Here is a 23,372-nt window from a genome sequence, read left to right as displayed (position 1 = left end):
GCAACCACGGCTCAATCGGCCGCGTGGTGATCCTTGATCGCGGTCAGGATGGCCCGGCCGTAAGCGGTCTTGCTGAACATCCGGCCGCGTTCCTCGGCTGCCTCGCGGGTGATGAAGCCCTTGAAATAGGCGATTTCCTCAAGACAGGCGATCTGGATGCCCTGGCGGTGCTGGATGGTGCGGACGAACTCGCTCGCTTCGAGCAGGCTGTCGTGCGTGCCGGTATCCAGCCATGCATAACCGCGGCCCATCGGCTGTACATACAGGTCGCCGGCCTCCATGTAGAGGCGGTTGAGGTCGGTGATCTCATATTCGCCGCGCGGCGAGGGCGCGAGGTTGGCGGCATAATCGACCACGCGATTGTCGTAGAAATACAGCCCGGTAACCGCCATGTTCGACTTGGGCGCGGCGGGCTTTTCCTCCAGGCTGAGCGCTCGCCCGACATCGTCGAGCTCGACCACGCCGTAGCGTTCCGGATCCTCGACGCGATAGGCGAACACGGTCGCGCCATGCGTTCGCGCGGCGGATTGCAGGACGAGTTCGCCAAGCCCCGCGCCGAAGAAGATGTTGTCGCCCAGTACCAGTGCCACATTGTCGTCGCCGATGAATGCGCGACCGATCGTGAACGCCTGGGCCAGCCCTTCCGGTCGCGGCTGTTCGGCATAGCTGACCTCCAGCCCGAACATGCTGCCGTCGCCGAACAGACTGCGATAATTGGGCAGAAATTCGGGACTGGAGATGATCAATATCTCGCGGATGTCGGCCAGCATCAGCACCGACAGCGGGTAGTAGATCATCGGCTTGTCGTAGATCGGCAGCAATTGCTTGTTGATCGCCAGGGTGGCGGGGTGGAGCCGCGTCCCCGAACCGCCGGCCAGGATGATGCCCTTCATGCTTGTTGGTCCTTCGCGATCATGGGGCCGACGAGTTCGTCGAGGATGTCGCCGAGGGCCGATTGCCACGGACGCGGCTCGATCGCATAGGCGTCACGGATGGCGGCGTGACTCAGCAGCGAATTGGCCGGGCGGCGGGCCGGGGTTGGATATTCGCTGGTCGGGATGCCCTCGACCGTGGCGTCGGGGCCGCCCCGGGCCGCGCTCTGCGCGAAGATCTCGCGCGCGAACCCCGCCCAGGTGACCGACCCGGCATTGCTGAAATGGAAGGTGCCCGCCGGCGCGGCCGGATCATCGGCCAACCGCATTGCGATGGCGGCGACGCAGGCGGCGAGGTCGGCGGCCGCGGTCGGGCTGCCGGTCTGATCGTCGACCACGCGCAGCGTGTCGCGCTCGGCACCGACGCGCAGCATCGTTTTGACGAAATTGCTGCCATGGGCGCTGACCACCCAGGCGGTCCTGACGATCGCGTGGCGCGCGCCCGAGGTGCGCACGGCAAGCTCGCCACCCAGCTTGGACGCCCCATAGACGCCCAGCGGCGCGACCGGATCGTCGACCTCCCACGCACCGTCCCTGTCGCCGGCGAACACATAGTCGGTCGAGACCTGCACGATCGGGATGCCCGCCGCGGCACAGGCCGCCGCCAGCGCGGCCGGGGCGAGTGCGTTGACCGCCCAGGCGGTGACCTGATCGTTTTCGGCCCTGTCGACCGCCGTATAGGCGCCGCCGCTGATCACCGCCGCCCAGGGCCGTTCGGCAATCTTCGCGGCGATGGCGGCGGTGTCGGTCAGGTCAAGCTCGTCAATGTCGATGCCCGTGGCCGTCCAGCCCTCCGGCCAGGCGAAGCGCGCCAGCTCGGTGCCGAGCTGGCCCTTGCCGCCGGTATAGAGCAGCTGTTTCACGCGGCGAGCCCGCGCCGCTGATCGGCCTGCCGCTCGGCGACGATGTCCCGCCACCAGCTCTCATTGTCGAGATACCAGCGGACGGTCTTCTCGATGCCGCTCTCGAAGGTCTCGGCGGGCTCCCAGCCGAGCTCGTCGCGGATTCGCGAGGCGTCGATCGCATAGCGCTTGTCGTGGCCGGGGCGATCGGCGACATAGCCGATCTGGGTTGCATAGCTCTGCCGGTCCGCGCGCGGACGCAGCCGGTCGAGGATCGTGCAGACGGTCTGGACGACCTCGATGTTCTGCTTCTCGTTATTGCCGCCGACATTGTAGGTCCGGCCGATCACACCGCGCTCGAACACTGCCTGAAGCGCGCGGACATGATCCTCGACGAACAGCCAGTCGCGGACCTGGTCGCCCTTGCCGTAGATCGGCAGCGTATCGCCCGCCAGCGCCTTGACGATGACCAGCGGGATCAGCTTTTCGGGGAAGTGGAACGGACCGTAATTGTTCGAGCAATTGGTGATCAGGACGGGCAGGCCGTAGGTGTGGCCCCAGGCGCTGACGAGGTGGTCCGACCCCGCCTTCGACGCCGAATAAGGCGAACGCGGATCATAGGGCGTATCCTCGGTGAACAGACCGGTATCACCGAGCGACCCGTAGACCTCGTCGGTCGAGATATGGTGGAAACGGAATGCCTTGCGGGCGTCTTCGTCCAGCGACTGCCAAAAGCTTCGTGCCTCCGACAGCATCGTGAAGGTGCCGACGACATTGGTCTGGATGAAGGCGCCGGGTCCGTCGATCGAGCGGTCGACATGACTTTCCGCGGCCAGGTGGGTGATCACGTCGGGCCGGAACCCGGTGATCGCCGCGCGCACCGCTTCGGCGTCGCAGATGTCGCCCCGGACAAAGCGATAGCGATCGCTGACCGCTACGCGCTCCACCGTCGACAAGGTGCCGGCATAGGTCAGCTTGTCGAAATTCAGCACCTCATGGCCGGTGCGGTCGATCAGCAGGCGAACGAGGGCCGAGCCGATGAAGCCGGCGCCGCCGGTCACGAAGATGCGCATAGAATCCGGCTCTCAGGCAAGGGGCAGCAACGGATCGCCGTCATACACGAACGGTGATTGGAAATCCTTTAACGCGGGCAGCACTTCGTCCTTGGGAGAAAGGACCGGCGCGACGCTGGCGGGAAGCCGCCAATCCACGCCCGCACTGTCCCACCGGATACCGCCGTCGCAATCGGGCGCATATACGTCCGACACTTTGTAGGAGACCTCGCAATCCTCCTCGAGCGTCAGGAAGGCATGGGCAAAGCCGGCCGGCACGAACAATTGGTGGCCGTTTTCGGCGGACAGTTCCGCGCCGACCGACCGGCCGTAGGTCGGCGAGCCCGTGCGGATGTCGACCGCGACGTCGAGGATCCTGCCGCGAATGCACCGGACAAGCTTGTCCTGGGCATGCGGCGCGGACTGGTAATGAAGGCCGCGCAAGGTGTGACGCGGCGCGGACATCGAGTGATTGTCCTGCACGAACCGGCAGGTGATATCGAGCGCGGCAAAGGCGCGTTCGCTATATACCTCGGTGAACCAGCCGCGAGCATCGCCGTGGCGTTTGGGCAGGATGAGCTGGACGCGGGGCATGGTTCCACCTAGCTGCCGCGCCGCAGTGCATCAAGGGCCGCCCGTCGTACCTTAGGTTAACTGCCGGCGAACCACGCGTCTTATCGCGATGCTAATTGGCGACCTCCAGTTTTGGCCGCGGACAACATCGCTGGGGCTAGCAAATCATGAAGACGAAGTTCAAGATGGCGGCAGGAGTTTCGGGGCTGGTTCTGGCCGCAGCGGCGGCGGCCCAGGTCGGCCTGGAGCCTTCATCGAAAGCGGCGCTGAAGATGGCGTTGGTGACGGCGGCGGAAGCGGCGAAGATAAAGCCGACGCCTACGCCGACCCCCGTTCCGACGCCCGTCGTGGTTGTTCCAGTCGCACCCGCGCCCACCCCCCCGGCGCCCGTCGCGCCCGTGGTGGTCGCCCCCCCACCGGCGGCGCCGGTCCTCGCCAAACTGGCGCCGCTCGACCTGTCCGACATGTGGCTGTGGCATTGGGACGGCAAGTGGATGGGATCGGAATGGGACAATGGCAACAGCCCGATCCCCTGGCGCTATAACCATATCAGCCAACCGAATGGCGGCGATACCTATCTCACGCTCGACGCCGGCGGTTCTCCTCAGCTTCAGGCACTGAACGGCACGCCCGCTTATTCCCGCGGCCTGTGGGAAGCCGACGTGACGGTGCCTAAATTGCGTGACGGTGTCGTCGTCGCCCCGCTCTGGCTGTACGATCCCGCCAGCCGCGACGAGATCGACTTCGAGTTTCCCGGCCGCGGCGGGATTGACGTGACGATGCACGCTTATGTCAATGGCGTTCACCAGCAGATCGCGACACGCCTGTATGATGGCCAGGACCTGTCGGGACAGCGCCATCGCTTCGGCATCAAGGTCGACGAGGCGGCCGGCTATGTCGAGATGTACATCGACGGCAAGCTGGTGAAGCGCTGGGATCGCAAGGACATGACTTTCTTCGTGTCGCATCCGGTAAAGCCGCTGATCGAAATGTGGGCCGGCACCAGCTACTTCTCGCAATGGGCGGGGCGGTTCGGCGGTTTCGGCGCTGGCGAATCGATGACGATGACCGTTCACGGTTATGGCTATACCGCGATCCCCTGACGGAGAGGGTGTATCCGGCGGTCACGACACTCAAATGGTCGTGACCGCCGGTTTTCAGGCCGGATCGATCATCGCGACGTAACGGTCGAGATAAACGCGCGCGGTGTCGGTCGGCGAAAGCTCGCGGACGATCAGGTCGCGCGGCCGAAACCGGTCGAGATCGCGCCAAAAGGCGTCGAAGCTCGGTTCGAGGTCGTCCAGGGTGAACGTCCGCCCGCAATGCTCGTCGAAATAGGGTACGTTGCTGACCACCAGGCCGGGTGCGGCGAACGGTTGCTGGCGGGGATCGACCAGCTTGCCTTCTTCCCAGACGAAGACCGGTACGTTCATCGCCATCGCTTCCTCGCAGGCCAGCCCTTGCGTCTCATGTTCGCACAGGAACGCCATCGAGCGCGCGGCCCGCAACGCGGCGAAGTACATCTGCTGCGTATGGCGGCCATATTCGAGGACCTGATAGCTGAGCCCCGCCGCCTCCAGCCTGGCGGTCAGCCGGTCGCGCACGGCGCCGACCAGGACATCACGATGCCAGCGAATCTTGTCGTAGATCAGGACGTCGATCGACTTGGGCAGCGTCCGCGCGTCTTGGATCGCGCCGGTATCGATGCCGACCGGGCACCGGAGCATCTTGTCGCCGCAATAGGGTCGGTAATAGTCGACATACCATTGCGACGGCTGGATGACGTAGCGGACCTTATCCTGCCGCGCCCATTTGCCCGCGGTGTCGGGATAGCCCGGATCGCCGGGTCCGAAGATGGTCGGGTTGGGCAGGTCGACCCGGGTGAGGACATCGGGATAGCCGGCCAGTCCGACCGGATAGCCGGGGCGGGCACGGGCGGCGGCGAAATCGTTGATCCGCACCTCGCAGCCCGACTGCCTGAGGCCCTCGACCAGCGCGAGGAACGCCGCATAGAAGCCGGTGTTGACCTGCTTGCCCCTGGCGCGTCGCCAGATGGCGCGGGCACGACACCGCGCCTGGTGGAACAACCGCGGACCCAGCGCCTCGCGCGCCTTCAACTCGTACCCGTCGTAGAACAGGAGGACGAGCGGGGTCCGATCGTCGGCCGCGACGTGTCGCGTCCGGGCTGGCTTCGTTTCAGGGGGCATCGATGTCTCTGTCGTTTGCGGGCATCCGGTCGTGAAACGGCCTATTGCTTCGGATCCCATTTGCTATGGGGAGTGTCAGGGGCTGTGAATTACCGTCCATGTATCGAGCGGCGATGCTAGGCGAAACCGCTTATGAAGGCGTTGCGCACGAAGGATAAGACATGACGTCGCTCAGTGTTCTGATGCCCACCTATAACGGTTCCAGGTTCCTGCGACCGCAAATCGACTCCATTCTTGCCCAAAGCAGCGCGGATTTCGAACTGCTGATCATGGATGACGGCTCGACCGACGACACCGTAGCGATCATCGACGATTATGTGTCAAGGGACCGGCGGGTACGCCGATTGTCCGCAGCGCGTGACGAGGGACATAATGAAGGCCAGAACCGCCGCCTGGTCCGCCTGATCGGCGCGGCGTCCGGCGACTATATCGCGATCGCGGACCAGGACGATATCTGGCACCCGGAGCGGAATGCCCGCCTCCAGGCCGCGATCGGCGACAAGGCGCTGGCATTCGGTCGTTCCCAGTTGATCGATGCCGAGGGTGCCGATCTCGGCCTGTCGCTCCTTACGGCGCTCGATATAGAACCGCAGGGGGTAGGGCCGCTGTCCTCGCTTTTCACTGCCCTTGTCTCGGCGCATGCCGCGATCATCAGACGGACATGGCTTGATGTCGCCCCCTTTTTCGGGATCATGCCCTTCGACCAGACGATCGGTCAGGCAGCGCTGTTTTCCACCGGCCTCAATTATGTCGATGATGCGGTCGTCTATCATCGCATGCACAGCGGCAATCAGATGAACGGGCCAGTTGCCGATCGGGGGGCGCGCGGTCCGGTCTTCTCGCGCTATCGGGCAAGATTGAGCGCGTCCTTCGTCGGCATTGATCGGCTTTCCCTGTATATGACGTTTGCCGCCCTGGCGAACACGATCAGCCTGGCCAGTGACAAGCGCAGCATGTTCAGACATCTTGCATATGCGTGTCGTAACGCCTGGTTCCATCGGCTGCAGACCGACGCCGGCCGGCCACGAATGCTCGAACGGCTCCTGCATGACCGGCTGGATGGTTTCGCGGAGTCTCCCGACGATCTGGCGACCTTCGCGCGCCGGGTGCGCTCGGTCACGCGTTCGCAACTGGCTCCCGTCAATGTGGCATTGGGCATCAAGCGATATTTCGATCGGTCGCCGCGTTGATCGTCAGTCCGCCGCGCTTTTCGTTGCGATGGAGATGGGTCGATCCTATGCGGCGACGGTGACGACCGCCAGACTTGTACTGCTCCAGTTGACGGTTGGTGCGCCGGGGCACGGGCCGTGTCGATGATGATCGGCATCACCGAACAGCCGCTTGGCGCGCTGATTCCCAAACATCTCCACCAGACCTTTGCGGTCACCGATCTGCCGGCCCCGTTGCGCGGGAATATCGACGCGCTTCGGGTACAGAATCCCGGTTGGAACCATACGCTGTATACCGACGTGGATATCCGCGCCTTCATTGCCGACGAATATGGGCGCGGCGTGCTGCGCTTGTATGACCGGATCGCCGAAGGTTATGGCGCGGCGCGGGCGGACCTGTTCCGCTATCTCCTCATGTATCGACTGGGCGGCGTCTATCTGGACGTGAAAAGCAGTTTTCGCCGGCCCATCGACGAGGTGATCAACGGCCAAGAAGGCTACATCCTGTCGCACTGGCGCAACGGCCCGAGCGAACCGCACGCCGGATGGGGCATACACGGCGCCCTCGACCAAATGCCGGGCGGGGAGTTTCAGCAATGGCATATCATCGCCGCGCCTGGGCATCCGTTCCTGCGCGCGGTGATCGCGCGCGTCCTGGACAACATCCGGCGCTACAGCGTGCGTCGCAACGAGGTCGGCTGGCCCGGCGTCCTCGGGCTGACCGGCCCGATCGCCTATACGCTGGCGATCGCGCCGCTGGTCGGCCGGTATCCCGCGCGCATCCTGGCAAACGAGACCGAGATAGGCCTGGACTATAACGTGCTAGGCGGATCCGCGCACCAGCGACTGTTCGGCGGCCGGCATTATACGTCGCTTACCCACCCGGTCGTGCGCCAGCCGGGCCCGCGCGGTTGGCTCGACCGCCTGCATGTCGAGGTGCGTCGGCGGCGCAAAGCATGGTCCGGGCAAAGCTGAGCCGTCTCAGCGCGAGCCGCTGAGCGTCCGGATGACGGGGGGGCAATCGCCGAAACGCCGCAACAGGTAATCCATGGCTGCGCGCCGAGCGGCGACCGCGTGCTTTTCGCTTCCGATCGCGGTCGCGATCAGGCGGCGCACCGGCGACGGCTTGCCCGATAGCTGGACCACCCAGCGCACCGTGGCAATCAGGTGCCGCATGCGCTGTTTGCGGGTGCAGTGCAGTTCGGCAAAAAGGAAACCGTTCCGGGTGAGGAAATAAACCCCGAGCGGCGATTGCGCCCCGCCGATCGAGGCGGAGCCCCCATGAAGTATTTCCGCGGCTTTAAGCAGCCTGACGCCATAACCGTGTTCGCGGACGCGATAGCACCAGTCCATTTCGTCGCAATTGAGGTAATAACGATCGTCGAACAACCCGCAACGGTCGAAATGCTCGCGAAAAGCAAGGATCGCCGCACCCTTGATGAAGCAGGTATCGTAAGCGGCAGGAAAATCCTCCAAATCGACATACCACGGATTGATGAAGTGCGGCAGGCCCACCTTCGGATCGGGTGTCGTGCCGATGAAGTTCAATCGTCCGCCATCGGCGTCGCGATGGATCGGGCCGATGATGGGGCGAACCGGCTGGGCATCGGCATGTTGGACAAGCAACGCCATGGTATCTGGCTTTACCTGGGCGTCGTTATTGAGGATGAAGAAGCGGTCATAGCCCGCCGCGAGCGCGGTTCTGATCCCCAGATTGTTGCCCCCGGTCCAGCCACCATTGCTGTCGGCCAGGATCACGGTCACGTCGTCACCCAGGTCAACGAGATGGTCGTGCGAATCGTCGGACGAAGCATTGTCGACCAGGAACAGGTGCCAGGGCACGCCTTGGCTGGCACGCAGCGAGGCGAGACAGTCGAGACTCATGCGCCACGCGTTCCAGTTGACGACGATCACGGCGATCGCGTCGGAGGCGGGGAGAGGGGGAGTGGGTTCGCTCATGTCGGTCCTATCGCCCCCGCGGGGGAAGATGCTGGGGCGTCGATCATCGCCCCGACCAGCTCGGTGATCGCGGCCGGGCTGTAGCGCGCCTGCTGCAGCCGCCGGCCATTCTCGACCAAGGTCGCGCGCAGTTCGGCATCCTGCGCCAGCCGCACGACCGCATCCGCGAAAGCCGGCATCGTATCCGCGATCAACGCGTCGCGGCCCGATACGACGCCCAGCCCCTCGGCACCGACGGTAGTGGCCACCACCGCGCGGCCATAGGCCATCGCTTCCAGGATCTTGATCCGTGTCCCGCTGCCGAGCAGGATCGGCGCGATCACCAGGCCGCAATCGACATAAAACGGTTCGACCGTCGGGACATTTGCGTGCAGCCGCGCACCGGCCTGGTGGAGGCGTTTGGCCAGATCGGCTTCGGGATACATTCCGACGACGTCAAGCCTGGCCCGCGGCAAGCGCGCGACGATTAGCGGCCATGCATCGTCCAGGAAATGAATCAGCCCCTGCACATTGGGCTGATAGCCGAGATGGCCGACAAACAGCACGCGCGCGCCGTGCTCGTCCGGCGCGACGGGCAGGAGCGGGCGGTTGACGACGTTGGGCAATGTCCGCACGGGTGTACCAGCCAGCGCCGACAATTGCTCGCCTTCCGAGGCCGACGCGATGCTGACGGCATCCCAGCTCCGTGCGACGCGCACTTCCGCCGCGCGCAAGCGGCGCAGGTCGATACGCTGCAACGTCCGGCGGAGGCGCCCTTCGCCGGGACCGTCGAGTTCGAGCGCGCGCTCCTTGAGGCGCGAGATCATGTCGCACAGATCGACCACCTTGCGGCCGACCTTGAGCAGGCCGTGCTCGACCAGCGCGTCGACGATGCAGGCCGCCGAAATGTGCCCGGCATAGATCACGTCATAGTTGCGCGCCGGCAGCAGCACGGCGATCTCGCGCAGGGTACGGCTTGAGAAACGTGGCGCGTCGGCCGAATGGAGCGAGAGCATTTCCAGGATCTGGCCCAACCGCCAGGAAAGGCGCGGCCAGCGCTTGTACGAGGGCGCCCATTCGGGAACCTCGAACGTACGCGCGAAGCGGACCAGCGAGCGGGTCGAATCCAGCGGGTCGGCGGCAGCTTCGCGGTCGCCCGCGCGGTAGAGCACGACAAGATCGACCGGCCCGCGCGTCAGCGCCGCGCGCAGCAAGTGCATCGAGCGCTGAGATCCGCCTGGGCCGCCGGCATTTGGGGGAATGCGGGTGATGAACAGGATCATGTCGTCAGCATCGTCCCACCGCGTCCCGAAATCGGCAATTTGCGCCGTTTGCCAGCTAACCTTAAAGATATTAGCCGGGAACCCCGCGCCATAAGTGATATGCGGCGCGCGACAAGGATTTAGCGCAATTCACTGGGGATCGACCGAATGCCGGCGCATGCGCGCGCCATCTGGGCTGGCGCGAGCTACGTCTGTACTAAGCGCACCATGACCACCCCCCGATTCGCGATCGTCATCGTCAATTACAATTACGCCGCGTTCGTCGGCACGGCGATCGATTCGGCGTTGGCGCAGACTCTGCCGGGGGTGGAGGTGATCGTCGTCGACGATTGCTCGACCGACAATTCGCGCGCGGTCATCGAAGGCTATGCCGATCGCGTCACGCCGGTGTTCCGCCCCGCCAATGGCGGCATGTCGGCGGCGGTCAACACCGGTTTCGCGCGGACGTCGGCGCCGCTGGTGATGTTTCTCGACGCCGACGATTTCCTGTACCCCGATGCGGTGCGGCAGATCGTCGATGCCTGGCACGATGGCGTCGCGCAGGTCCAGGCGCGGCTCCATCTGGTCGACATTGCGGGAAAGGTGGAGGATGTCTTCCCCCCTTATGAGGTCGCCCTCGACCAGGGCGACGTCAGCGCCAGCCTGCGCGACCGGGGCCGCTATTCGACGACCGTCACCAGCGGCCTGGCGTTTTCCCGCCAGGCGCTGGAGCAGGTGATGCCGATCCCCGAACGGGCGTTCGACCGATCCGCCGACGGGTATCTGGCGGCCGTGGTGCCGCTTTACGGCGACGTCGCCTGCATCGACCAGCCGATCGGCGGCTATCGCCGGCACGACAACAATCACAGCAGCTTCGGCGCCGACATCGCCAAGCGCGCACGCTGGCGGGTCGAGCATGACGATCATCGCTATGCCGCGCTGACCGAACATTTCAGACGGCGCGGCGCGGCGCTTTCGTCCACGCCGGGAATGCGCGATGCCACTCACCTGGAGCAGCGGCTGGCGTCCCTGGTGTTCGATCCCGCGCACCATCCCTATCCCGGCGACCGGCGCGGCGCGATCGGCATGGCGGGCGCGCGGGCGTCGTTTGCCGGCGCGATGTCGCTGAAGCGGCGATCGATCCATGCGGGCATGTTCCTGGTCGCTGGGTTCATGCCGGGCTTCGTCGCGCGCCCGGCGCTCGCCTGGAAGCTCGAGCGATCGAGCCGGCCGCGCGCGATCGACTGGCTGGCCGGCCGCCTGCGCCGGCTGATGGGCTGATTCGGACCCTATAGCAGGAAGCGGATGCGGTCGGGTGGTTCGCGTTGCGTTCGCGGAAGCAGCGCTTGTCGTATCCCGCCGAGCTTGTCACGCGCGACGTCGGTAAGCATGCGCGCGACATTGGCCGGCGAGCGCGCTTCGTCGCCGATCGCCCGGATCAGGCCGACCTCATGCTTGCGCGCGAGCAGCTGGCGATGTCGCCGCTTGCGCGCGGTCTGCGCCAGATGACGCGAAAGCGCGTTGCGCAATGCCGAATCTTCAGCGGGGGCGGCGGCAAGCAGCGCGGCGACCGCCGTTTCGAAACTGACCAGGTCGGGCAGGCCATGGTCGCTGCTGAGCGAGCCCGCGCGCTCGACCGCGACATAGCCGCACGTGCCCGCCAGCCTGAAACGCGCACCCGCCATCAGCGCGCGAACGTACAGGTCATAATCCTCGGCCAGCCGCATCTGCTCGGCATAACGCAGCCCGTACCTGTCGAGGAACGCGCGGGAGAGTAGCGGCTTCAGAAAACCGAGCTCGCCTTTGTAGCGGCCGGGACGGCTGAGGCAGCCGGCGACGAACGCCGCCGCGTCCAGCGTCCGGGACGGAACATGGTGCGCCGCGATCCGGGCGATGTCCATGCCATCGACATGCCCTTCACCGACAAAGGCGATGTTGTCCGCGATCATGTCCCAGCCGGGCACGGCGAGCAGATCGGCGAAACGGCCCGGCAGGAAAAAGTCGTCGGCGTCGAGGATGGCGATCAACGGCGCGCGGCTGTTGGCGATCGCCACGTTGCGCGCCGCGCTGGGACCGGCATTGGCGGCCAGGGTCATGACGGTCAGCCGACCGGTGCCGTCGTCAAGGCTGCGTGCCCGATCGGCGGTGCCGTCCGGGGAGGCGTCGTCGATCACCATCACCTCGGCGACTTCGGCCTGGGACAAGGCCGACAAGATGGCGCGGCCGATGGTCGCCTGGGCATTATAAGCGGCGATGATCACGCAGACGGGGGCGCCGCCGTTCGTCGTCGAGCGATTCATCGGGCCGTGCCCTTCCCGCCTGCAATCGCCACCGCGTTATCGAATCGATCATGGGTTCGGCGTGAAAGGAGTAGCCCTTGCCGTTGTCGCATGCAATTTGGACAGCGCAGCATATTCGGGCCGGGAACAGCGTGCAGAACAGCCGGATTGCCTATTTCGTCCATGACCTGAACGATCCCGCGGTGGCGCGGCGCGTGACGATGCTGGGCGCCGCCGGGGCGGCGGTCATCGTCCTCGGCTTCCGGCGCGACGAGCGGATACCGGCAGCGATCGCCGGCGCGCCGGTGGTCGATCTTGGCCGCACCGGCGACGGCCGGCTGGCCCAGCGCGCGCATATGGTGCTGGCGAACCTGGTGCGGCCGGCAAAGATGATCGCGGCGACGAGGGGGGCCGACATCGTCATCGGCCGCAATCTCGAATCGCTGGCGCTGGCGGCGCGCGCGCGGCGGACGGTTCCCGGCGCGCGACTGGTCTATGAATGCCTCGACATCCATCGCACGTTGCTCGGCCGATCGCTTCCTGCCCGAATGATCCAGGCGGTGGAGGGCAGGCTGTTGCGCTCGATCGACCTGCTGATCGTGTCGTCGCCGGCGTTCCTCCGCGACTATTTCAGCAGTCGGCCGCTCACCGCGCCGGCGTTGCTGGTCGAGAACAAGCTGCTGGCGCTGGACGGCGACCCGGTGCGGGCCGCGAGGGTAGCGGCCGGCCCGCCATGGACGATTGGCTGGTTCGGCAATCTGCGCTGCCGCGAAACGTTCGAAATGCTGGCCGGGCTGGCGCGCAGGGCCGACGGGGCGGTGGAGGTCCTGATCGCGGGTCGGCCAAGTCCGGCGGTGTTCGCCGACTTTGCGGGCCAGGTCGCGGCGGCGGCGCATTGCAGCTATGCCGGTCCATTCTCGCCACAGGACCTGCCCGGATTATACGGCCGCTGCCATTTCGCCTGGGCGATCGACTATTTCGAAAAAGGCCTGAATTCGAGCTGGCTGCTGCCCAACCGGCTGTACGAAGCGAGCAGTTTTGGTGCGGTGCCGATCGCGTTGCGGTCGGTCGAGACCGGCCGCTGGCTGGCTGGGCATGATGCCGGGCTGTTGCTGGAAGACAGCGATCCGGTCGCCCAACTCGGCCCGCTGTTCGACCGCCTAGATCCCGCCGGCTATGCCGTCATGCGCGGGGCGATCGAGGCAATCCCCCGCGCCGACCTGATCGCCGACCATGCTGATTGCGACGCGCTGTTGCACGCGGTGGCGGGGCGATGAGCGCGGCGCGACCCGACGTCGTCATCGTCATCCCCTGCCTCAACGAGGCGGCGGTGCTCCCGGCCTTGCTTCGCCAGCAGCTGGCCGACACCGACGGCATCCCGATCATCGTCGCCGATGGCGGCAGCACCGACGACAGCCGCGGCGTCGTTGAACGGCTCGCCGCGGAGGAGCCGCGTGTTCGCCTCCTGCCGAACCCCGCGCGGATCCAGTCGGCGGGCGTCAATCTGGCGGTGCGCGGTTGCGGGCCCGAGGTGCGATGGCTGGTGCGGATGGACGCGCATTGCGATTACCCGACGGACTATGTCGATCGCCTGCTGGCCACTGCCGAGGCGCAGCATGTCACGTCGGTGGTGGTGCCGATGGTCAGCCGCGGTACAACCTGCTTCCAGGTCGCGGCGGCGACCGCCCAGAATTCGCGGCTGGGCACTGGCGGGTCGGCGCATCGCCATGTCGGCAGGGGTGGGCTGGTCGATCATGGCCACCACGCGCTGATCGACCGTGCGCTGTTCGAGTCGACGGGCGGATATCGCGAGGACATGCCGACCAACGAGGATGCAGAGCTCGACGCCAGAATGACGGCAGCGGGTGGCCGCATCTGGCTCGAACCATCGCTGGCATTGGTCTACTACCCGCGATCGACGCCGGGTGCCTTGTGGCGGCAATATTGGAAATATGGCAGGGGCCGCGCGCGGACGTTGCAACTTCATCGCGCCCGACCCAAGCTGCGCCAGATGCTGCCCCTGGCGGTGCCCGCGGCGGCGGCGCTGGCGCTGGCGACGCCGGTCCATGCGATCTTTGCCGTGCCGTTGTCAGCCTGGGCGTTGCTGTGCCTGGGCGGAGGCGCGGCCATCGGGCGGCGACAAGGCGGTTGCGCATTGTTGAGCGGGGTGCCCGCGATGATCATGCACCTTGCCTGGGGACTGGGTTTCCTGACGCGCATGATCCTGCGCCGCTGACGCCGGCCACCGCCGGCGAGATTTTCCTGTCCTACACGCGCCCGATTAGAACATAAAGGGAACAATCGCGTCGTGCCGACGTGATAAGCCGTAGGATGGGAGAATGAAATGAGCATCGACCGCTTCCAGGACACGCTCGACAGCGCCGCTCTGGCGGCGCGCGCACCCTATGCCGTCACCCCGAACGATGTCGCCCCCCTGCCGGTCATTCCCAAGGCGCTGTATGTCGGCACTGTCGGCCATGTCATGGTGCGGGGCATCGACGGATCGGAAGACGTCCTGTTCCGCAATGTCGCCAGCGGACAGATCCTGGACGTCCGCGCCAGGTTCGTGCGGGCGACCGGCACCACCGCCTCCGACATCGTGGCGCTGGCCTGATGCCCGGTTTTGGCCTGGGCATCGCGTCTGCGGCGCGACGACGGTATCGATTCCAGATGGTGATTGCCGATCCGATCGTGCCGCCGGTGGGGTTCGTCCGGAACGGGGCGACCAACCCCGCGCTCAAGGCGATGCTGGCGCGGGTTGCGGGCGGTACGGGACGCGGGCGGATCGTCTTCAAGGGCGACAGTACCAGCGCGGGCGCGGGCGGCTCCGATCTTGCTGCCGACAATACCGGCGCTCGGCCGTTCCGTCCGGCAGCGGCACTTGCGGGCCAGCTCTCGACCGGGGGCATTCCCGCGCTCGACAACGGCTTCGTCGGCGACAACGGGATGACCAAGGAGGGAGGATGCGGCCTGCCCGCTTATGACGGCCGCGTCGTCCTGGCGAACTGGAACGTCTATCCGGATTACAGCTTTGCGGGAGGCGCGCTGCTTGGGTCCAACTCCGGCGCATTGACGTTCACCGCTACCACTTCCGTCGACACGTTCGAAATGGTGCTGTTCAACCTGTCCAGTCCGGCCGTGATGACGGTGCTGATCGACGGCGCTGCCCCGGCGTCGATCGTGCGTAGCGGCGGGATGACCGGCTCTGCGAACACCCTGGTCGCCGGCACTTCGGGAGTTGGCTTCTGCAAGGCCATCGTCACCGCGGCGAGCGCGGGCACGCACACGATCAGCCTGACGAGCAATACCACCGACCGGCCCATCCTGCGCTCGATCATCGCTTATGACAGCGCGGTGCGGGCGATCGACATGCTGGTCCATGCCGTCAATGGCGCCAAGTCGGCCGACCAGGGCTATACCTCCAGCCCCGACCTTTTCTACAACAATGATGCGCTCGGGTATGACGCCCCGGACCTCACGGTCATCAATCTGGGGCTGAACGACGGCTCCCAGGGCGTGTCGGCCAGCGCGTATTCGTCCAACCTCCAGGCGATCGTCGCAAAGGCGAAGTTGTCGGGCGACGTGCTGCTCGTCTCGCCGCACCCGGCAAGCTCCAGCTTCTCCGCTTTCGCAATGCAGACCGGGTTGCGCGATGCCGCGGCGGCACTCGCGGTGGCGAACGGCATCGCGTACATGGACCTGTACAGCTATTTCGTCTCGTTCGCTGCGGTACAATCCCGGCTGGCGGACGGTTTCGTGCATCCCAGGGGGGAAATGTACGCCGAGATCGGCCAGGTCTACCGGCGCTGCATCCAGGCGATGGCGGCGTGACGGATACCGGCCGATCGAGATGAACTGTGCCGTTTTGGTTGCTCGCGGCATCGACGCCAAGGTGACATCGGCGACCGGTTCGACTAAGGGGGCGCCCCATGTCCGCTTTGTTGCTTGATACTCCCGTGACGGGCCCGTCGCGTACATCGCGCCCGTCCACGAGGCTGTGGTGGCTGGTGCTGGTCACCGCGCTGGCGATGCTCGTGGCAATAGCGGCGGCGGCGGTGAACATCGCCTGGCCGTTCATCAGCGCTCATTTCGCACCGCCGCGGCGCGAGTCGGCGACGGCGACCACCCTGGTCCCGCCCCCTATCGAGGATCAGCGGCTGATGCCGGTGTCGCCCGACGCCGCGCTTACGCTCAACGCCCAAAAGGCGTTCGTCGCGGGACCGATCGTTCCCGCTCGGCCGTATCGCTTTGTCGGCAACGCCGAAAATCGTGAGCGGGCGATCACCTGTCTTGCGGTCGCGGGCTGGTACGAAGCCGGCGATGATCCGACCGGCGAGCGCGCTGTCATGCAGGTCATCCTCAACCGCGTCCGCCATCCCGCCTTTCCGACCAGCGTCTGCGCAGTCGTGTTCCAGGGCGCCGAGCGGACGACGGGGTGCCAATTCACCTTCACATGCGATGGCTCTTTGGCGCGCCGCTCACCATCGGGCGAGGCGTGGCTGCGGTCGCGCACGCTGGCGATCGCGGCGCTCGACGGCAGCATCGATGCGAGGGTCGGCTACGCCACCTTCTACCATGCCAATTACGTCGTCCCTTATTGGGCGGACGATTACGACAAGATCGTCCAGGTCGGATTGCACCTTTTTTATCGCTGGAAGGGATATTGGGGCACGCGTGCCGCCTTTACCCGCGGCTCGGGCGCGGACGAGCCGGGCTATGCCGCGCTGGCGCTGCTGTCCCCGGCGCACGGCCTGGCCGAGGGCGCGATCGTCCTGCCCAATGCGACCCTACCGCCCGACGCCAAGGCGCCGCCCGCCTCCGTCCCGCCGGCTCTGGTAGTGGAGGGCGTGCGCGAGAAGTCGCTTCGCGGTGCCGTGGTGCGTGGCCAACAGACCGATTCGAACCGGTATTTCATCCAGGTTGATGCCAACGCCTTCCCCGGAAATTACGCGACCGCCGCCGTCGCCTTGTGCAAGGGCAAGACGACTTGCCTGGTACTCGGCTGGCGCGACGCGACGACGATGGCCAACGCGCTGCCGCTTGCGACGACGCCGCGAGCCGCGTTGAGCTTCTATTTCTCGCAAGGCGCTGACGGCAGCTACAAGGTGCTGTGGAACTGCCAGCAGACGCCGCGGACCAACAAGGCGCAATGCCTGCCATCGACGGGGCCGATTCCCATCTAGTCGATCAGTATAGCCAGGTGCTCCACTTGGCGAGCGGGGCCCAGGCATTGTTGTCCTTGCGAAAGGCATAAGTGGTGCCCCGGTGACCGGCCGTGACCGACACGAAGCCCATGTCGCGCATCACGATCGGCTTGGAGAAGGTATAGACCTCTCCACAGCTCGAATCGAAGCGATTACTCAGCCACCAGCGAACCTGGGCGAGCGGGGCGGCGGGACTGTTGGCGACGCTTGGCCCCGAGTCGCTAAGCTGGTAGGAACCTTCGCGCGCCAGCGCATTGAGCTGGAGCTGCGCGGTGAACGGCAGTCTTGCGCCGTTCTGCGTGGGTTCGCGCAGCACTACCTGCCCGTCGCCCAGCTCGATATCGAACAACTCGCGATTGGTGATTGCGCGCCCATCCTCCAGCGGCGTCGGCGCGCTCCACGACAGCGTGCGACGCACCGGGTCCGGCGCGGGCAGCATCGCGCGGAAGACGGCGAGCGGCTCGCCATGGGTGCCGCGGTCGACGCAGATCCGCTTGCCGTTGGCGGTCAGCACCTTGAGCAGCGATTCGTTGATGAAGGCGGCATCGCCGCGGGGGCGTGAATCCGCCTGGCAGCCGCCGCTCGCGCCGGCCGCGAAGAGGAGCGGCGCGATCCTGAAGGCGGCGAGCGGACGAGCGATGCGGATAAAACTTAGCATTATTCAACTACCTATCTGGATGACCAAGTCATTTGCAAGGTTGCGCCGTCGCTGAGGGCGGCAGTCCTTTTCCGGCGCGTCGTCCTAGATCGGGCCGCCCGGGGCATGCTTAACTTGGTATTAGCGCTAAATGTGTGATAGAGGTTCCCATGGCCAGCATTGAAGATACCTACGTCAACAATCACCGTCGTCAGCATTTCATGACGCTGGGGGTTTCGCTTGTGTTCCTGCTTCTCGCAGCGGCACCGCGCCAGGAGCGGGCGCTGTTCGTTACCGACTCACGAGGCGTCAAGGCGTTCAGCGCGAATGTTTCGGCGATCGATTTTTCCAGCATCACGCGGCTGCCGACCGATTATTTGGGCGGCGGTCGTCCAACTCGGGCATTTTTTGCCCGGACACCGGGACGGCCGGCGGCTCCCGGCATCATCGACGATGTGCCGGCCGTGGGCGGTGCCGCCGGCGCACCGTTCACCCCTGCCGCGGTTGACGCGACACCTGCCGACGGCACCGGCGGCCCCACGGTGATTGCGGCCAGCGCGCCGGTCGATGGCGGGGGCACCTTTCCCTTTTCGCCTCCCGCACTGACGCCGCCGTCGGTCAGCCCCGCCGCTCCCGGCCTGGTCGCCGCCGCGACGCCGATCCCCGCTCCCAGCTCGCCGGCCGTCACCGCGACGCCGACGGTGCCGATCGCGCCCGCGGTTCCCGAACCTGCCACCTGGCTGATGCTGATCATTGGTCTGGCGATCGTAGGCGCGGTGCTTCGCCGGATCGGAACGCCGGTACGCCGCAAAGAGGCGAGCGAAATTACTGCAGTTCCAGCCGCGTGCCCCTGAACGTTACCGACGCCAGCTGCGAAAGCGCGCTTTGGCCCATCAGCGATACTTTCAAATCATTGCGGACGATCGCTGCGTCGACCCCCGACAGGGTCTGGCCCGCAAAGTCGACCCGGTCGATCGTTGCACGCTGCATGCGCGCCGCGCCGCCGGCGGTCTCGGCATTGATGGCATTGCTCGGCGCGACACCGGCCCGGGCTGCGTCCGGGCCGCTGAGGACGACGACGCTGGACCCGGTATCGACGACGAACTGCACGATCGCGCCGTTCACTTTCGCTTCGACATAGAACAGTCCGTCGTCGGCCTGATCGATGACCGTCGGTCGCTTCGACGGCGCGATGACGGGATCGGCGTTTCGGATTGAGGCTGGTGCGGTGCTCGCCGGTACATCGGCGATCAGTGTCTGCGGCACCGCGGCTGCCGGCACCAGCAAGATCAAGATCGGTATGGCATAAAACGACCTGAACATGACCATCGGATATACCGACGCGGCTTAATCAAGGGTAAAGGCTCAAGTCGCGGCGGTGCGCGCATCTTCCGGGCGTTGGTGGACAACCGTGTCGATGCGACGCACTCGCCGGCGCTGGAACAAGCCGACGCAAAGTGCCAGGACCGCGCCGACCGCGAACTGGACGAGGGCCATGATGTAGGGCCAGCGCATGGCCGCCGGGTCGACGAACAGCACGTAATGCGGTCTGTCGACCTGGAATCCGGCATAGCGGAACAACCGCACGATCTCGCCGGGAAGCCCGTCGCGTTTCAGGATACCCGTTATCGACACCAGGCCACCGCGGGTCGCCTCGTCGACCGGGGGCAATTGGACGAATATCTGCAATTCGTTCGCCGCCCCGCGCGATCCCACCACCGGCGCGAAGCGATAGGTCTGCCGGGTCAGGATCAAATCCTCGTCAAAGCCGGCGGTACGTTCATAGAGCACAAGGCCCGATACCTGGGTCGGTCCATCACGCGGGAGCGTCACTGCGGGCTTCGCCAGGTCGATGCGCTGCATGGGGCCCGTATTCCCAGGCAGCAGCAGCATGGCGAAGAGGATCACGATCGCCGCCAGTACGAGCCCGATCGCCGTCGCGAATACCGCGACCATGAACGCGCGGGCCGATCGAAAGACCGCTGCCTCTGGCCGGTCCGTAGCGGTGACCCTGCTCGGCCGCAGGAACACGAAATATCCCGGCAGGCACAGGATGAAGACGAGGAAGACATAGTTGAACGTCGGGTAATGCCGTCCGAATGCGTTGAACTGCCATTCGCCGACCAGCGACATGATCCCCCAATAGGAAATGGTCTGCCAGAGCAGGAACAGGGCAACGAGCGCCATCCACAACGAGAAGCCGATTATCTTTGCGAGCGTGTTCCGCCGCTGCCGCCTTCGACTCGCCATGCCGCTTTTCCGATCCTCTTCCCGTCCGGCATTCCTCGCCAGCATCGCTTCCGAGACCAATGTCCTACAAGCGGCTGTCCTACAACCGCCTGTCGGCACTTCGCCGGTCTGGATCCTTCATAACGGATGCCGGTCTCTGTCAGGTACGAGGCGAGCCTGCAAATTTACTCGATTGTTATTACCCACCTGCTAAATGGCGCAGATAGCATAGCAGGGGAGCGGCGTAGAAGCCATGTCGATCAAGTACATAAACGGACGCGACCGCAGCGCGCGGAGCAGGGCGGCGCAGATTACCACGGTTTCCGCACTGGCGCTGGCGTTGCTTGGCGGTTGCCAGAAAAAGCCTGGGGGCCAGGTCGTGGCGGTGGTCGATTCCGAGGAGATCACCCAGCAGGAGTTGCGCGCCGAGGCCGATGCCGCCGGCGTACCGCCCGGGCAGGAACTTCAAACCTTCGCAGCGGCGATCCTCGACCGCGTCATCGAGCGCAACCTGCTTGCCGAATATGCGCGCAAGCAGGGACTGGACCGCGGACCGGAATATCTGAGCCGCCGCCGCCAGCTCGAACAATCGTTGCTCGCGACGCTGGCGCTCCGCAAGCTGGCGGGCCCGCAAACCCGACCGTCGCCGGCCGATGTGCAGGCGTTCATCAGGGGTAACCCTGCGTTGTTCGCCGGTCGCCAGGTGCTGACGCTCGACCAGATCCGCTTTCCTTCTCCGTCGAGCGCAGACGTGATCAGAGGCCTGGAAAAGCTTGGATCGCTGAATGCGGTCGAGGCAAAGCTGAAGGCCGACGGGGTAAAATTCGCGCGCGGCGTTGCTAGGATGGACACGGGAACGCTTGAATCCGGTGTCGCCCGCCAGGTGATGGCTCTGCCCGCCGGTCAGGTCTTCGACATCTCGACCGGGGGCGTGACGTTCCTCAGCATTGTCACCGGCCAAACTCCCGCCGCGACCGCGCCGGCGACATGGACCCAACCTGCGTCGGCCGCGCTGCAACGCGAAAAGTTCCAGAAGACGCTTGCCGCCGCGATGGCCGATCTGCGCAAGAACGCCACGATCCAGTACGATCCCGCGTTCAAACCAGCCAAGGCGCCGTAATGCGGAGGGTGGAGCGCCTCATGGCGCTTCACCCCCACGGCCCTCACCCTACGGCATTGTTCAGAAGTGGCGTTCGCCGACCCGAATCGTATCGCCGGCGTGGATGACGAAGGTCTTGCCGTCCCGCAGGTCGATAAGCCGCTCCTCGGTTTCGTTCGCGCGCTTCAGGTAGATGCGCCGGACGTTGGCGCGATAGGTGTAGCCGCCGGCGGAGGCGACTGCCTGCTGCATCGTCAGCCCGGTCGAGACCGGATATTCGCCGGGCCGATTGACCTCACCCAGGATGTAGAACGGCCGGAAGGATATTACCTGGATGCTGACGCGCGGATTATTGACATAACCATCGCCCAGCGCCGTGGCGAGCGCGACCTGCAATTGCTCGACGGTCTTGTCCGTCGCGCGCAGATTGCCGACCAGCGGGAAGGACAGATTGCCGCCGCTGGTAAGGACATAGTCGCCGGTCAGGGTTTCCTCACCGAACACGATGACGTGGATCTTGTCGCCGGGGGCCAGCGTATATTCGTCATCCTGGTTAGACGCCGTGGCGGCGGTGGCCGGTGCCGTTTGCGGCATTGATGCCGCGCAGGCGGCATTGGCCAGCATCAGCGTCATGGCCAGCGTCAGTCCCTTTACGCGTCGATTGCTCGTCATCGTGCCCAATCCTTCGCTCCTCGACTGCCGGCCGAAATAGCTGCTGTCGCGTTCGGCGGCAAGTTGCCCGGTCTGCCGGGCGGATCAGACCGCCGTGAGCGTCAGACCGCCGGCGGCTTTGACAGCATTATGCCAAAATTGTCGCTGAATGATTTACCGCAGCTCCTGCTTCCCCCCGAAAGCTTTAATGCAAGCCAGTTAGCTATATCTTTAGCTCGGTGACCGCTTGAAACGCATGGTAATCATCTTGGGCATCCGCTTCAGGTCGGCGATAATAGCCAGCGGGAGACCCGCCAGCGGTGCCTTGCGGTGACCGAACAACCGGGCCGCCCGGCTGGGTGGTTTCAGCCAAGAATCGTCTTCCAGCGCTCCCGCATAGTTCCTGGCGAGCGTGGTGTAAGGCGACAGCGCGTTGTAGAGCCACGCAAAGCGGGCCGCCATGCCGCTGGTCGGCCGGGGTGTCGGCCACCAGGGGCGAAAGCCCTGCGAATGGATGAAATAGGGCAGGCCGCGGCGCAAATGGTGAAGCCGCTCGCCCAGGGTATAGCCCGCGGTCCCGAAGAACTGCACGATGTCGGGTCCACGCCGCAGGAATCGGATCGGGATGTCGGCAAACGGTCGGCTCGCCAGCAGGGCGGTCAGCACCTCCTGGTCCCCGGCAAGATGGTCGGGCCGCTCGTACCACGGTCGGTCCTGCGCCGCGCGGTAGACGTCGCTCTGGAGCAGGTCGTGCCATGCCTCCAGCAGCGCGCGGTGCGCCGGCGTCACCCTGATGACGCCCGTATTGGCGGTGAACGGCAACGTCCGGCCCACTGGCATACCCCATTGCCGCGCCCGTTGGCCATCGGGGTCGGCATGGCCGCCAGCCAGCGCTTCCTCGGTGACCGCCAGCATGTCGGGGGGAAGCGATCCAAGCGTCGGGCGAAAATCGCGCGCAATCAGAATGTCCGAATCGATCCAGAGTACCGAGTCGCCGGTAAGCCGTAGCGCGGTCAGCAGCGCGACCGGCTTGACATCATATTTGGTCCACGTCCCGTCCAGCGCGCAAGGGTTCAGCGTCACAGTTTCGAACCGGGTCAGCCAGCGCGCGAATGCCTCCGTCGCATTGGGGCAGAACAATATGGCCGGTAGGCCGGGGCATTCCCTGGCAAGGCTGGCGACCAGGATGCGCAGAGCGGGCTCGCACGTGTCACGGTTTTCGGCGATGCATACCGTCAGGACAGACGGCGCCAGATTTGGGTCAGCATGCATGTGCACGCTATTGCCTCAACGAACTA

24 protein-coding genes are annotated in these 23,372 nt (G+C 65.5%); 11 read left to right on the top strand and 13 right to left on the bottom strand.

Going from position 1 to position 23,372, the window contains the following annotated elements:
• Nucleotides 1-11: 11 nt before the first annotated feature.
• The 4 genes from rfbA to rfbC are packed head-to-tail and all read right to left on the bottom strand — an operon-like array spanning nucleotide 12 to nucleotide 3,420.
• Nucleotides 12-893 carry a glucose-1-phosphate thymidylyltransferase RfbA gene (gene rfbA, locus ACFE7K_RS02295; protein WP_375396535.1) on the bottom strand — a complete coding sequence of 294 codons (882 nt, stop codon included), beginning with the start codon at nucleotides 891-893 and terminating at the stop codon, nucleotides 12-14.
• Complete coding sequence (rfbD, locus tag ACFE7K_RS02290; RefSeq protein ID WP_375396534.1) at nucleotides 890-1,795, bottom strand: dTDP-4-dehydrorhamnose reductase; 906 nt, start codon at nucleotides 1,793-1,795, stop codon at nucleotides 890-892. The genes rfbA and rfbD overlap by 4 nt, the downstream gene beginning before the upstream one ends.
• Complete coding sequence (gene rfbB / locus ACFE7K_RS02285) at nucleotides 1,792-2,847, bottom strand: dTDP-glucose 4,6-dehydratase (protein ID WP_375396533.1); 1,056 nt, start codon at nucleotides 2,845-2,847, stop codon at nucleotides 1,792-1,794. The genes rfbD and rfbB overlap by 4 nt, the downstream gene beginning before the upstream one ends.
• 12 nt (nucleotides 2,848-2,859) lie before the next feature.
• Nucleotides 2,860-3,420 carry a dTDP-4-dehydrorhamnose 3,5-epimerase gene (gene rfbC, locus ACFE7K_RS02280; RefSeq protein WP_375396532.1) on the bottom strand — a complete coding sequence of 187 codons (561 nt, stop codon included), beginning with the start codon at nucleotides 3,418-3,420 and terminating at the stop codon, nucleotides 2,860-2,862.
• Nucleotides 3,421-3,566: 146 nt separating this feature from the next.
• Between rfbC and ACFE7K_RS02275 the strand changes: the two genes are divergently transcribed.
• Nucleotides 3,567-4,502, top strand: a complete 936-nt coding sequence (locus ACFE7K_RS02275) for a family 16 glycosylhydrolase (protein ID WP_375396531.1) — start codon at nucleotides 3,567-3,569, stop codon at nucleotides 4,500-4,502.
• 54 nt (nucleotides 4,503-4,556) lie between these two features.
• On the opposite strand, the gene ACFE7K_RS02270 is transcribed toward ACFE7K_RS02275, so the two are convergent.
• Complete coding sequence (locus tag ACFE7K_RS02270) at nucleotides 4,557-5,606, bottom strand: hypothetical protein (protein WP_375396530.1); 1,050 nt, start codon at nucleotides 5,604-5,606, stop codon at nucleotides 4,557-4,559.
• A 161-nt stretch (nucleotides 5,607-5,767) separates the two neighbouring features.
• On the opposite strand from ACFE7K_RS02270, the gene ACFE7K_RS02265 reads away from it, so the two are divergent.
• Together ACFE7K_RS02265 and ACFE7K_RS02260 are read left to right on the top strand one after the other, a co-directional pair.
• Nucleotides 5,768-6,796, top strand: a complete 1,029-nt coding sequence (locus ACFE7K_RS02265) for a glycosyltransferase (RefSeq protein WP_375396529.1) — start codon at nucleotides 5,768-5,770, stop codon at nucleotides 6,794-6,796.
• A gap of 123 nt (nucleotides 6,797-6,919) precedes the next feature.
• The gene (locus ACFE7K_RS02260; protein WP_375396528.1) at nucleotides 6,920-7,750 is read left to right on the top strand and encodes a glycosyltransferase family 32 protein; all 831 of its coding nucleotides are present in this window, start codon (nucleotides 6,920-6,922) and stop codon (nucleotides 7,748-7,750) included.
• 6 nt (nucleotides 7,751-7,756) lie between these two features.
• Here the strand turns inward: ACFE7K_RS02260 and ACFE7K_RS02255 are convergent, their stop codons facing one another.
• Nucleotides 7,757-8,734, bottom strand: a complete 978-nt coding sequence (locus tag ACFE7K_RS02255; protein WP_375396527.1) for a glycosyltransferase family 2 protein — start codon at nucleotides 8,732-8,734, stop codon at nucleotides 7,757-7,759.
• Complete coding sequence (locus ACFE7K_RS02250; protein WP_375396526.1) at nucleotides 8,731-9,996, bottom strand: glycosyltransferase family 4 protein; 1,266 nt, start codon at nucleotides 9,994-9,996, stop codon at nucleotides 8,731-8,733. Before ACFE7K_RS02250 ends, ACFE7K_RS02255 begins: the two co-directional genes overlap by 4 nt.
• A 207-nt stretch (nucleotides 9,997-10,203) precedes the next feature.
• Here ACFE7K_RS02250 and ACFE7K_RS02245 point away from each other — a divergent pair, with 207 nt between their 5' ends.
• A complete protein-coding gene (locus ACFE7K_RS02245) occupies nucleotides 10,204-11,256 on the top strand; it encodes a glycosyltransferase family 2 protein (protein ID WP_375396525.1) in 1,053 nt (350 codons plus the stop codon).
• Nucleotides 11,257-11,264: 8 nt separating this feature from the next.
• Here the strand turns inward: ACFE7K_RS02245 and ACFE7K_RS02240 are convergent, their stop codons facing one another.
• Nucleotides 11,265-12,275, bottom strand: a complete 1,011-nt coding sequence (locus tag ACFE7K_RS02240; RefSeq protein ID WP_375396524.1) for a glycosyltransferase family 2 protein — start codon at nucleotides 12,273-12,275, stop codon at nucleotides 11,265-11,267.
• A gap of 131 nt (nucleotides 12,276-12,406) precedes the next feature.
• On the opposite strand from ACFE7K_RS02240, the gene ACFE7K_RS02235 reads away from it, so the two are divergent.
• The 5 genes from ACFE7K_RS02235 to ACFE7K_RS02215 all read left to right on the top strand — a co-directional run bounded on the left by ACFE7K_RS02235 (nucleotide 12,407) and on the right by ACFE7K_RS02215 (nucleotide 17,437).
• Nucleotides 12,407-13,531, top strand: a complete 1,125-nt coding sequence (locus tag ACFE7K_RS02235; protein WP_375396523.1) for a glycosyltransferase — start codon at nucleotides 12,407-12,409, stop codon at nucleotides 13,529-13,531.
• Nucleotides 13,528-14,490 carry a glycosyltransferase family 2 protein gene (locus ACFE7K_RS02230; protein WP_375396522.1) on the top strand — a complete coding sequence of 321 codons (963 nt, stop codon included), beginning with the start codon at nucleotides 13,528-13,530 and terminating at the stop codon, nucleotides 14,488-14,490. The genes ACFE7K_RS02235 and ACFE7K_RS02230 overlap by 4 nt, the downstream gene beginning before the upstream one ends.
• Before the next feature lie 108 nt (nucleotides 14,491-14,598).
• Complete coding sequence (locus ACFE7K_RS02225; RefSeq protein WP_375396521.1) at nucleotides 14,599-14,868, top strand: hypothetical protein; 270 nt, start codon at nucleotides 14,599-14,601, stop codon at nucleotides 14,866-14,868.
• Complete coding sequence (locus ACFE7K_RS02220; protein ID WP_375396520.1) at nucleotides 14,868-16,085, top strand: SGNH/GDSL hydrolase family protein; 1,218 nt, start codon at nucleotides 14,868-14,870, stop codon at nucleotides 16,083-16,085. Before ACFE7K_RS02225 ends, ACFE7K_RS02220 begins: the two co-directional genes overlap by 1 nt.
• Before the next feature lie 98 nt (nucleotides 16,086-16,183).
• Nucleotides 16,184-17,437: a cell wall hydrolase gene (locus ACFE7K_RS02215; protein ID WP_375396519.1), complete on the top strand. Its 1,254-nt coding sequence runs from the start codon at nucleotides 16,184-16,186 to the stop codon at nucleotides 17,435-17,437.
• A gap of 4 nt (nucleotides 17,438-17,441) precedes the next feature.
• On the opposite strand, the gene ACFE7K_RS02210 is transcribed toward ACFE7K_RS02215, so the two are convergent.
• Complete coding sequence (locus ACFE7K_RS02210) at nucleotides 17,442-18,116, bottom strand: hypothetical protein (RefSeq protein ID WP_375396518.1); 675 nt, start codon at nucleotides 18,114-18,116, stop codon at nucleotides 17,442-17,444.
• A 149-nt stretch (nucleotides 18,117-18,265) separates the two neighbouring features.
• Between ACFE7K_RS02210 and ACFE7K_RS02205 the strand changes: the two genes are divergently transcribed.
• Complete coding sequence (locus ACFE7K_RS02205) at nucleotides 18,266-18,949, top strand: PEPxxWA-CTERM sorting domain-containing protein (RefSeq protein WP_375396517.1); 684 nt, start codon at nucleotides 18,266-18,268, stop codon at nucleotides 18,947-18,949.
• On the opposite strand, the gene ACFE7K_RS02200 is transcribed toward ACFE7K_RS02205, so the two are convergent.
• Nucleotides 18,921-19,418, bottom strand: coding sequence for a TIGR02281 family clan AA aspartic protease (locus ACFE7K_RS02200; protein WP_375396516.1), 498 nt, complete (start codon nucleotides 19,416-19,418; stop codon nucleotides 18,921-18,923). The genes ACFE7K_RS02205 and ACFE7K_RS02200 overlap by 29 nt on opposite strands.
• Before the next feature lie 42 nt (nucleotides 19,419-19,460).
• Nucleotides 19,461-20,282, bottom strand: coding sequence for a hypothetical protein (locus ACFE7K_RS02195; RefSeq protein ID WP_375396515.1), 822 nt, complete (start codon nucleotides 20,280-20,282; stop codon nucleotides 19,461-19,463).
• A 295-nt stretch (nucleotides 20,283-20,577) separates the two neighbouring features.
• Here ACFE7K_RS02195 and ACFE7K_RS02190 point away from each other — a divergent pair, with 295 nt between their 5' ends.
• Nucleotides 20,578-21,444 carry a peptidyl-prolyl cis-trans isomerase gene (locus tag ACFE7K_RS02190; protein WP_375396514.1) on the top strand — a complete coding sequence of 289 codons (867 nt, stop codon included), beginning with the start codon at nucleotides 20,578-20,580 and terminating at the stop codon, nucleotides 21,442-21,444.
• 60 nt (nucleotides 21,445-21,504) lie between these two features.
• Here ACFE7K_RS02190 and ACFE7K_RS02185 read toward each other — a convergent pair whose 3' ends face one another.
• Nucleotides 21,505-22,095, bottom strand: coding sequence for a polysaccharide biosynthesis/export family protein (locus tag ACFE7K_RS02185; protein ID WP_375396513.1), 591 nt, complete (start codon nucleotides 22,093-22,095; stop codon nucleotides 21,505-21,507).
• Between the two features lie 210 nt (nucleotides 22,096-22,305).
• Nucleotides 22,306-23,346 carry a hypothetical protein gene (locus ACFE7K_RS02180; RefSeq protein WP_375396512.1) on the bottom strand — a complete coding sequence of 347 codons (1,041 nt, stop codon included), beginning with the start codon at nucleotides 23,344-23,346 and terminating at the stop codon, nucleotides 22,306-22,308.
• Nucleotides 23,347-23,372 lie beyond the last annotated feature (26 nt).

The sequence above is a fragment of the uncultured Sphingomonas sp. genome (genome assembly GCF_964244265.1).
In the GTDB taxonomy this organism is placed as follows: domain Bacteria; phylum Pseudomonadota; class Alphaproteobacteria; order Sphingomonadales; family Sphingomonadaceae; genus Sphingomonas.
This window is presented reverse-complemented; position numbering and strand designations above follow the sequence as displayed.

What these genes read in the sequence shown, in the direction of transcription:
- rfbB (WP_375396533.1), bottom strand. Translation starts at nt 2,847, where the DNA reads ATGCGCATCTTCGTGACCGGCGGCGCCGGCTTCATCGGCTCGGCCCTC.
- ACFE7K_RS02205 (WP_375396517.1), top strand. Translation starts at nt 18,266, where the DNA reads ATGGCCAGCATTGAAGATACCTACGTCAACAATCACCGTCGTCAGCAT.
- ACFE7K_RS02260 (WP_375396528.1), top strand. Translation starts at nt 6,920, where the DNA reads ATGATGATCGGCATCACCGAACAGCCGCTTGGCGCGCTGATTCCCAAA.
- ACFE7K_RS02195 (WP_375396515.1), bottom strand. Translation starts at nt 20,282, where the DNA reads ATGGCGCTCGTTGCCCTGTTCCTGCTCTGGCAGACCATTTCCTATTGG.
- ACFE7K_RS02180 (WP_375396512.1), bottom strand. Translation starts at nt 23,346, where the DNA reads ATGCATGCTGACCCAAATCTGGCGCCGTCTGTCCTGACGGTATGCATC.
- ACFE7K_RS02270 (WP_375396530.1), bottom strand. Translation starts at nt 5,606, where the DNA reads ATGCCCCCTGAAACGAAGCCAGCCCGGACGCGACACGTCGCGGCCGAC.
- ACFE7K_RS02200 (WP_375396516.1), bottom strand. Translation starts at nt 19,418, where the DNA reads ATGTTCAGGTCGTTTTATGCCATACCGATCTTGATCTTGCTGGTGCCG.
- ACFE7K_RS02255 (WP_375396527.1), bottom strand. Translation starts at nt 8,734, where the DNA reads ATGAGCGAACCCACTCCCCCTCTCCCCGCCTCCGACGCGATCGCCGTG.
- ACFE7K_RS02240 (WP_375396524.1), bottom strand. Translation starts at nt 12,275, where the DNA reads ATGAATCGCTCGACGACGAACGGCGGCGCCCCCGTCTGCGTGATCATC.
- ACFE7K_RS02215 (WP_375396519.1), top strand. Translation starts at nt 16,184, where the DNA reads ATGTCCGCTTTGTTGCTTGATACTCCCGTGACGGGCCCGTCGCGTACA.
- ACFE7K_RS02245 (WP_375396525.1), top strand. Translation starts at nt 10,204, where the DNA reads ATGACCACCCCCCGATTCGCGATCGTCATCGTCAATTACAATTACGCC.
- ACFE7K_RS02275 (WP_375396531.1), top strand. Translation starts at nt 3,567, where the DNA reads ATGAAGACGAAGTTCAAGATGGCGGCAGGAGTTTCGGGGCTGGTTCTG.
- ACFE7K_RS02230 (WP_375396522.1), top strand. Translation starts at nt 13,528, where the DNA reads ATGAGCGCGGCGCGACCCGACGTCGTCATCGTCATCCCCTGCCTCAAC.
- rfbC (WP_375396532.1), bottom strand. Translation starts at nt 3,420, where the DNA reads ATGCCCCGCGTCCAGCTCATCCTGCCCAAACGCCACGGCGATGCTCGC.
- rfbA (WP_375396535.1), bottom strand. Translation starts at nt 893, where the DNA reads ATGAAGGGCATCATCCTGGCCGGCGGTTCGGGGACGCGGCTCCACCCC.
- ACFE7K_RS02190 (WP_375396514.1), top strand. Translation starts at nt 20,578, where the DNA reads ATGTCGATCAAGTACATAAACGGACGCGACCGCAGCGCGCGGAGCAGG.
- ACFE7K_RS02250 (WP_375396526.1), bottom strand. Translation starts at nt 9,996, where the DNA reads ATGATCCTGTTCATCACCCGCATTCCCCCAAATGCCGGCGGCCCAGGC.
- ACFE7K_RS02265 (WP_375396529.1), top strand. Translation starts at nt 5,768, where the DNA reads ATGACGTCGCTCAGTGTTCTGATGCCCACCTATAACGGTTCCAGGTTC.
- ACFE7K_RS02225 (WP_375396521.1), top strand. Translation starts at nt 14,599, where the DNA reads ATGAGCATCGACCGCTTCCAGGACACGCTCGACAGCGCCGCTCTGGCG.
- ACFE7K_RS02210 (WP_375396518.1), bottom strand. Translation starts at nt 18,116, where the DNA reads ATGCTAAGTTTTATCCGCATCGCTCGTCCGCTCGCCGCCTTCAGGATC.
- ACFE7K_RS02185 (WP_375396513.1), bottom strand. Translation starts at nt 22,095, where the DNA reads ATGACGAGCAATCGACGCGTAAAGGGACTGACGCTGGCCATGACGCTG.
- ACFE7K_RS02220 (WP_375396520.1), top strand. Translation starts at nt 14,868, where the DNA reads ATGCCCGGTTTTGGCCTGGGCATCGCGTCTGCGGCGCGACGACGGTAT.